The sequence below is a fragment of the Gordonia malaquae genome, from assembly GCF_037148075.1.
GTDB lineage: Bacteria > Actinomycetota > Actinomycetes > Mycobacteriales > Mycobacteriaceae > Gordonia > Gordonia malaquae.
Genome location: NZ_JBBCUB010000011.1, coordinates 1 through 745, shown reverse-complemented (window position 1 = coordinate 745; position 745 = coordinate 1). Strand labels below are relative to the sequence as shown.

The 745-nt window shown below is 69.4% G+C and carries 1 protein-coding gene; it reads right to left on the bottom strand.

Going from position 1 to position 745, the window contains the following annotated elements:
• The coding region (locus WFK36_RS22700) for a DUF222 domain-containing protein (RefSeq protein ID WP_336794514.1) at positions 1-745 on the bottom strand (745 nt) is incomplete at both ends.

Below are 745 nucleotides of genomic sequence, written 5' to 3'. Positions count from 1 at the left end.
CGCGTTCGCGGGCGGCGGCGAGGGCCTCGGCGTCGGCACCGTAGGCAGTCCCGTGCGGGGACTCCGGGTCGTCCGGGTTGTTCATCCCTGGCTCTGCCCAGAGGGTGAGAATTGCTTCGAGTTTTGCTCGAAGCGACGGCGACAGTTGCGCCCGGATCTTGGACATCAGCCGCTTGTCCTGCGGCTGGATCGCGAATCCCCGCGTCCGGGCGCGATCGGCGTCATCGGTCAGCGACCCGTCGGGGTCCAGGTGGGCCAGGATCCGGCGGCCGACCTCCCGCGTCCCCTCCGGGGTCAACTGCCGGGACAGTTCGGCGAGCTCCTGCTCAGCACGAGCCTTGTCCTCGGCGGGGATGGCGGCGGGGATCTCGTCGATCACGGCGACGATCTCATTGACGTGGTCGACCGACAGATCACCATCGGCAACGGCGGCGGCGGTGGCCGGCAGTGCCGGGTCGAGCTGGTCGCCCGAGTAGTTGTACATCGGGCTGATCGCCAATGCTGCGGCGACGCGGCGCTTGCTGGCGCCGAGGCCCAGGCGCAGGGCTGCGGTGAGGTACTTGCCCGGCGTCTGGACGCCAGCTTTGCGGTAGGCGCCGCGGGTGGAGACCTCTGCGTACAGGCGGGCGCCGATGCCGTCGGACCGGCGATTGGAACGCTCGAACACCTCGGACATGTGCAGGACGTCATCATCGGACATCGGGGTCAGCGACACCGATGACAGCTTGGCGGCCACCGCGTCCTG